Genomic DNA, 6,589 nt, shown 5'->3' with positions numbered 1-6,589 from the left:
TGGTCCCAGTCCTGCTCGATCTGCTGCGTGCTCCGGCTCTGCTCCATACCCTCAATCGTACAGGTGTTCGAACACCCGGGCAAGACTTGTCCACACCGAATCCCTTGCAGCGCAGAGGTTCTCACCCAGGCGCGTCTCAGCGATACGACCTCGCCTGCAGCTCGAAGAGCTCGGCATAGGCTCCGTCGGCGGCCCTCAGCTCCTCATGCGTGCCGTCCTCCGCAACGTGTCCGTCGACGAGGTGCACGACCCGGTCGGCCGCTCGCACCGTCGACATCCGATGGCTCACGATGACGGTGATCCCACCCGTGCGCCCACTCGCCTCGCGCGCCCGTTCGAGGTAGCCACCGAGGATCGCGTCCTCGGCCTGCGCGTCGAGGGCCGACGACGGCTCGTCGAGCAGCATGAGCAACGGCCCGTCCCGGAGCATCCCCCGGGCGATCGCGAGCCGCTGCCACTGGCCGCCCGACAGCTCGGTGCCACCGGCGAACTGCCGCCCCAGCTGCGTGTCCGCCCCACCTCGGAGACCGTCCACGAGTCCCGTCGCATCGGCGCGCTCGAGCGCCGCGTCCACGCGCTCGTCGGTCGCGCCGGCCAGGTCGCCCATCGCCACGGCCTCGCGCACCAGCACGTGCGGCGTCGCATGGTCCTGGAACACGGCGGCGAGGCGGGCCTGCCAGTGCGCGTGCGGGATGTCGCTGAGCGGCCGGCCGTCGACGAGGATCGATCCCGTCGTCGGGTCGTGCAGCCGGGCGAGCAGCGAGACGAGCGTCGACTTGCCGGCGCCGTTCTCGCCGACGAGCGCGACGGTCGTGCCCCGCTCCAGCATGAGGTCGACCCCTTCGAGGCTCGGCTCCGTCGCGCCCGGGTACGTGAACGACACGCCTCTCAGCTCGAGTCCGCGACCCAGCGCCGCCGGCGCGGATCCCGACGGCGTCACGAACCCTGCCGCATACTGCTTCACCTCGTCGAGGCGCGCGACGTGCTGGGAGCTCTGCACGGCATACGCGACGATCCGTTGGAGCGTCCCGACCATGTCCTCGATAGGGCCCCGCGTACGACGTGGACGACGACGCCGACCGCGATCGCGGCCCGGCCGCCGTCGAGGAGCAGGGTCCAGATCGAGTTGTGGATGCGCTTGCGCCAGAGGGGCTTCCACGACAGCCCCATCCGCTGCCAGTAGCGATTCCCGAGCCAGTCGGCCAGCCCGAAGACCCGCACCTCCTTCGTGGCGAGCCCCGTGGCCAGGCCAAACGCGTACTCCGCGTGGCGTTGGTGCTCCGTGGCCCCGACCCACTGGTCGAGCTCGCGGCGCATGAGGAGAGCCCTCGCGACGGCCACCCCGACAGTGGCGCCGACCAGGAGGAAGGCGCTCGGCCAGCCCACGACGGCGCCGACCGAGAGCGTCGCCCCGACGAGCATCAGGACGCCCGTGACGGCGATGCCGCCCTGCATGAGGCCCTGGTTGATCTCCCAGACGCGCGACCGCACCCGCTGCGCGCGGTCGAGGAAGTCGGGGTCCTCGAGGTGCTCGATCCGGACGGGGGAGACGAAGAGCCGGCCGAGCCGGCCGAGGACGTCCTTCTCCGTGCGCAGGCTGAGGTCCTGGAAGACCGGCTCCTGCGCTCCGGAGATGACGACCTGCGCGGCGAGCACAGCGACGAGCCCGGCGAACTCGAGCCCGATGGTGCCCGTCGGACCGCCCGCGGCAGCCGCCGGGAGGTCGGCGACGAGCCCGCCGACGGGCTGCTCACCGTGGCCGACGCCGCGACGACCCGCATGGCCGGGCCGCCCGAGGCGATGGAGCAGGAGCAGCGGCTGCTCGCCCTCTTGGACGTGCCTCAGGCGGTCGTCGTGACGGGCCACCGTCTCGAGGTCGGCGACGGGGAGACCGTCGCCCTGCTCGTGCGCCCGAACGTGCAGCCCGTCCCCGACTCATCGGACGGGGACGACCAGCCCGGCTGAGGCCCCGGGAGGCGTCCGGCGTCGGTTAGCGTGGATCGCATGACGGGTCAGCCGTACTGGGAGAGCCCCGTGGACAAACAGATCCGCGAGGCGCAGGAGCGTGGGGAGTTCGACAACCTGCCGGGTGCCGGCAAGCCCCTCGACCTCAGCGACTCTGGCGACCCCGACTGGTGGGTCAAGCGCTTCGCGGCGCGCGAGAACCTCGACCTCGGGGGTGCCCTACCGGGGGCGCTGGGGCTGCGCAAGGAGGCCGCGGGCTATCCGGAGTCGCTCGTCGACGTCCGCACCGAGGAGCAGGTCCGTGAGGTCATCGAGGACTACAACACGCGTGTCCTCGCCGACCGGCTGCGCCCCGCGGTCGGCAACCTGCCGCCGCTCATCGCCAAGACCCTCGACGTCGACGAGATGGTCGGGCGCTGGCGGCCGCTGCGCGCCGCGCTCGAGGAGCAGCAGCGGACCGCGCGGGAGGAGAAGGCTGCCGCTGCTCGCGCCGCAGCGCTCGAGACCCGCCCGTCCTGGTGGCGCCGTCTCCTCGGAGGCTGACCCAGGCTGACAGGCTGACCACCTGGCGCGAGTCTGGGTGAAGTCTGGGAGTTCCATGCCAGCTGGATGGGAATGCTTCTCCGGCGGGTCGCGAGACCCCCGCGGGGCCATGCCCGGGACTACGGTCGAGCGGCCCACCCGCACCCCGAGCAGCCCCAGAGGTGAACCCATGAGGCGTCCCACCCGCAGAACCACCGGCCTCGCCGTCGCAGCCGTCGGCTCGATCATCGGCTCCCTGGTCGTCGCCAGCGCGTCCCCGGCCCTCGCCCACGGCGACGCCGGCGGCCGCCACGACCAGACCCTGACCCCGCGCACCCACTTCGTCATGGCCGCCGACGGCTCGAGCGGCGCCCGCCCCGATGGCGCCGGCATCCCCAACATCGACTCGGTCAAGAAGACGATCTACAGCTACTACGGGGACCCCGGCACGGGCCTGGCCAACCGGACGAGCTCGCCCTACATCTCCGAGATGCGCCGCATCACCGAGGGACTCCGGGCCCAGCTCCGGCGGACGTATGCCGCCGCGGAGCGAGCGGGCACGAAGCCGGCCATCGTGCTCGACGCGGACGACACGACGCTGTGGACCTACGACATGGAGGTCGCGGACATGAAGTTCGTCTTCGACCCCGTGCGCCAGGACTACTGGGTCCAGCACCGGCTCTTCCCGGCGACGCCGACCATGGTCGACCTCGTCAACGAGGCCGACGCGATGGGCTTCACGATCTTCGGCCTGACGGGCCGCGGCGCGGCCCAGAAGGACGCGACGATCGGCAACCTCAAGGACGTCGGCTACAACGCCTTCACCCCCGACCACTACTTCACGAAGTGGGCCGGGTCGACGCCGCCGGCGTACATCACGTGCGCCACCGCGAAGTGCACGACGGTCGAGTACAAGGCCGGCACGCGCAAGCACATCGAGCAGGACCTCGGCTACGACATCGTCCTCAACATCGGCGACCAGTGGTCCGACCTGCAGGGCGGCCACGCCGACCGCAACGTCAAGCTGCCTAACCCGACGTACTACCTCCCGTCGCCTGACCTCCCCGGAGTCAGCGAGCCCCGCCTCGCTCCGCGCACCCACTTCACGATGAAGCCCGACGGCTCGAGCGGCCTCACCGAGAGCGGTGAGGGCATCCCCAACATCGACTCGGTCAAGAAGACGATCGCCACCTACTACGGCGACCCCGGCACCGGCATCGCCGACAGGACGAGCTCGCCGTACATCACCGAGCTCGCCGCCCTCGAGCGTCGCACCACCCAGCGGCTCGTCAACGAGTGCCGGCAGGGCGCCCGCTCCGGCTCGAGGCCGGCCGTCGTCTTCGACGCCGACGACACGACCCTGTGGACCTACGACATGGAGGTCGCGGACATGAAGTTCGTCTTCAACCCCGTGCGCCAGGACTACTGGGTCCAGAACAAGCTCTTCCCGACCACGCCCGGGATGCCCTCTGTCGTCAAGGCCGTCGCCGACTCCGGCTGCACGGTCATCGGTCTCACGGGTCGTAACACCGGCCAGAAGGCCGCGACGCTCGCCAACCTCCACGAGCAGGGCTACCCGCAGTTCAGCGACGACCTCTACTTCACGAAGTGGCGCTCGAGCGAGACGCCGCCGGCCTACATGCAGGGTCACTGCAAGGCCTACCCGACGTGCACGACGATCGAGTTCAAGTCGACCACCCGCGCCCACATCGAGCAGGACCTCGGCTACGACGTCGTCGCCAACCTCGGCGACCAGTACAGCGACCTCATCGGCGGATACGCCGACCGTGCGGTCAAGCTGCCCAACCCGACGTACTACCTGCCCTGACCAGCGGGCCCTGACGGGCCAGCACCGCGTATGCCGTCACGACCGTCACCGACGGGCGTGACGGCATACGTCGTCGTGGGCTCCCTTGCGGCTCAGTGCTGCTGGGAGTCCTCGTGCGCGACGAAGCGCACGAGGTCGGCGACGGAGTCGACGATGCGGCTCGGGCGGTAGGGGAAGTGCTCGACCTGCTCGCGACTCGTCGAACCGGTGAGGACGAGAACGGTGCGGAGGCCCGCCTCGAGCCCGCTGATGATGTCGGTGTCCATCCGGTCGCCGACCATGATCGTCGTCTCGGAGTGCGCGTCGAGGCGGTTGAGGGCGCTGCGCATCATGAGCGGGTTCGGCTTGCCGATGTAGTAGGGCTGGCGGCCCGTCGCGGTCGAGATGAGGGCGGCGACCGAGCCGGTCGCGGGGAGCGTGCCGGCTGGGCTGGGTCCGCTCGGGTCAGGGTTCGTCGCGATGAAGCGGGCGCCCTTCTCGATGAGGCGAATCGCGCGGGTGATGGCCTCGAACGAGTAGGTGCGCGTCTCGCCGAGCACGACGTAGTCGGGGTCGCGGTCGGTCATGACGTAGCCGACGTCGTGCATGGCCGTCGTCAGGCCGGCCTCGCCGACGACGTAGGCCGATCCGCCGGGTCGCTGCTCGGCGAGGAACTGCGCCGTGGCCAGGGCGGAGGTCCAGATCGCCTCCTCCGGCACGTCGATGCCGCTGCGGAGCAGCCGGGCGCGCAGGTCGCGCGGCGTGAAGATCGAGTTGTTCGTCAGGACGAGGAAGCTTCGGCCGGACTCCTTGAGGGCCGTGACGAACTCGGCGGCGCCGGCGATCGCGTCCTCCTCGTGCACGAGGACGCCGTCCATGTCGGTGAGCCACGTCTCGACGGGCCGGTGATCGGTCATGGACCCCATTGTGGCGGGTCGGGGCGCCGTGCCGCTCAGGACGCCGACTGGGCGATGGCTAGGTCGACGCGGTCGGCCGTCAGGGCGTGCTGGATGACCATCGTTGCCGCGCCGATGACGCCGGCCTGCACGCCCGTGGTGGCCGGCACGATCTGGAGCACGCCGGTGGCGAGCGGGAGCGAGCGGCCGTAGACGACCTCGCGCACGCCGGCGATGAGGCTCTCGCCCGCCTGGACGAGCGATCCGCCGATGACGATGACCGAGGGGTTGAGCAGGCTGACGCACGTGGCGAGCACCTCGCCGATGGTGCGACCGGCCTGGCGCACCGCGAGCGCGGCGGGGATGTTGCCGCCGCGGACGAGGTCGACGATGTCCTTGTTGGACTCGGCGACGATGTCGATCTGCTTGAGCGCCTTGGAGATCGCCGGCCCGCTGGCGACCGCCTCGAGACAGCCGACGTTGCCGCACGAGCACAGCACCTCGGGGGCGTGCGGCGCCGCGACGTGGCCGAGGTCACCCGCGGCGCCGACCGCGCCCCGGTGGAGCCGCCCGCCGCTGATGATGCCGGCGCCGATGCCCGTGGCGACCTTGACGAAGAGGAGGTGCTCGACGTCGGGGTGGGCCATCGCGTGCTCACCGAGCGCCATGATGTTGACGTCGTTGTCGACGAGGACCGGCACGTCGAAGTCGCGGCGCAGGTGGGCCGGCACGTCGTAGCCGTCCCAGCCGGGCATGATCGGCGGCCGCATCGGGCGCCCGCTCGAGTGCTCGACCGGCCCGGGCACGCCGATGCCGATGCCGATGAGGTCTCGGGGCTCGCGGCCCGCCTGCTCGAGGAGGCGGCTCGTCGTCGCAACGAGCCAGTCGAGGACGACCTCGGGGCCGTCGGTGATGTCGAGGTTCTCGCCGATCTCGCAGATCGGACGGCCACTGAGGTCGGTCAGGGCGACCCGTCCGTGCGTCGCGCCGATGTCCGCGCCGACGACGACGCGGGCCTCGGGGTTGAAGGCGAAGCGGACGGGAGGTCGGCCGCCGGTGCTCACCGCCTCGCCGCTCGGCGCGAGCAGGCCGGTGGCGAGCAGCGCGTCGACGCGGGCGCCGACCGTCGAACGGGCGAGTCCCGTGAGCTTGGCGAGCTCGGCGCGGGTGCGTGGCGTCTCGTCGCGCAGCAGCTGCAGCAGCTCGCCGGCGCCGCTCACGGCGGTGGCGGCATACGCGGACGACGATGGCTCTGGACGCACCTTTCAAGTCAAGCACACACGGGTTCGGTATGTCATGCGACGGCTTTCGTGTCTCACCGTCAAAACTTTTGCTTGACGTGCCGACAAAAGTGGGTCACGGTGTGACGCATGGAATCTCGACGGCGAGATGTAGCAGG

At 70.9% G+C, this 6,589-nt stretch carries 7 protein-coding genes; 3 read left to right on the top strand and 4 right to left on the bottom strand.

Annotation, left to right across the window (positions count from 1 at the left end; all coding sequences use genetic code 11):
* Positions 1 to 136: 136 nt before the first annotated feature.
* Entirely contained in the window at positions 137 to 1,036 is a 900-nt protein-coding gene (locus tag NR112_RS19625) for an ABC transporter ATP-binding protein (protein WP_256795974.1), read from the bottom strand.
* On the bottom strand, positions 961 to 1,866 hold the full coding sequence (locus tag NR112_RS19620) for a hypothetical protein (protein ID WP_256795973.1): 906 nt from the start codon (positions 1,864 to 1,866) through the stop codon (positions 961 to 963). The genes NR112_RS19625 and NR112_RS19620 overlap by 76 nt, the downstream gene beginning before the upstream one ends.
* Between NR112_RS19620 and NR112_RS23220 the strand changes: the two genes are divergently transcribed.
* From NR112_RS23220 to NR112_RS19610, 3 genes are all read left to right on the top strand, one after another.
* Positions 1,780 to 1,965: a hypothetical protein gene (locus NR112_RS23220; protein ID WP_374513238.1), complete on the top strand. Its 186-nt coding sequence runs from the start codon at positions 1,780 to 1,782 to the stop codon at positions 1,963 to 1,965. The genes NR112_RS19620 and NR112_RS23220 overlap by 87 nt on opposite strands.
* A gap of 39 nt (positions 1,966 to 2,004) precedes the next feature.
* Positions 2,005 to 2,508 carry a DUF1992 domain-containing protein gene (locus NR112_RS19615; RefSeq protein ID WP_256795972.1) on the top strand — a complete coding sequence of 168 codons (504 nt, stop codon included), beginning with the start codon at positions 2,005 to 2,007 and terminating at the stop codon, positions 2,506 to 2,508.
* A gap of 169 nt (positions 2,509 to 2,677) precedes the next feature.
* Positions 2,678 to 4,315, top strand: a complete 1,638-nt coding sequence (locus tag NR112_RS19610; RefSeq protein WP_256795971.1) for an HAD family acid phosphatase — start codon at positions 2,678 to 2,680, stop codon at positions 4,313 to 4,315.
* A gap of 92 nt (positions 4,316 to 4,407) precedes the next feature.
* On the opposite strand, the gene NR112_RS19605 is transcribed toward NR112_RS19610, so the two are convergent.
* A complete protein-coding gene (locus tag NR112_RS19605; protein ID WP_374513228.1) occupies positions 4,408 to 5,220 on the bottom strand; it encodes an HAD-IIA family hydrolase in 813 nt (270 codons plus the stop codon).
* A 26-nt stretch (positions 5,221 to 5,246) separates the two neighbouring features.
* Positions 5,247 to 6,452 carry an ROK family protein gene (locus NR112_RS19600; protein WP_256795969.1) on the bottom strand — a complete coding sequence of 402 codons (1,206 nt, stop codon included), beginning with the start codon at positions 6,450 to 6,452 and terminating at the stop codon, positions 5,247 to 5,249.
* Positions 6,453 to 6,589 lie beyond the last annotated feature (137 nt).

Source organism: Terrabacter sp. Ter38, from assembly GCF_024519435.1.
GTDB lineage: Bacteria > Actinomycetota > Actinomycetes > Actinomycetales > Dermatophilaceae > Terrabacter.
Note: the sequence above shows the minus strand (reverse complement) of the source record. Positions and strands in the feature narration are given on the sequence as shown.

What these genes read in the sequence shown, in the direction of transcription:
- NR112_RS23220 (WP_374513238.1), top strand. Translation starts at nt 1,780, where the DNA reads ATGGCCGGGCCGCCCGAGGCGATGGAGCAGGAGCAGCGGCTGCTCGCC.
- NR112_RS19625 (WP_256795974.1), bottom strand. Translation starts at nt 1,036, where the DNA reads ATGGTCGGGACGCTCCAACGGATCGTCGCGTATGCCGTGCAGAGCTCC.
- NR112_RS19615 (WP_256795972.1), top strand. Translation starts at nt 2,005, where the DNA reads ATGACGGGTCAGCCGTACTGGGAGAGCCCCGTGGACAAACAGATCCGC.
- NR112_RS19605 (WP_374513228.1), bottom strand. Translation starts at nt 5,220, where the DNA reads ATGGGGTCCATGACCGATCACCGGCCCGTCGAGACGTGGCTCACCGAC.
- NR112_RS19610 (WP_256795971.1), top strand. Translation starts at nt 2,678, where the DNA reads ATGAGGCGTCCCACCCGCAGAACCACCGGCCTCGCCGTCGCAGCCGTC.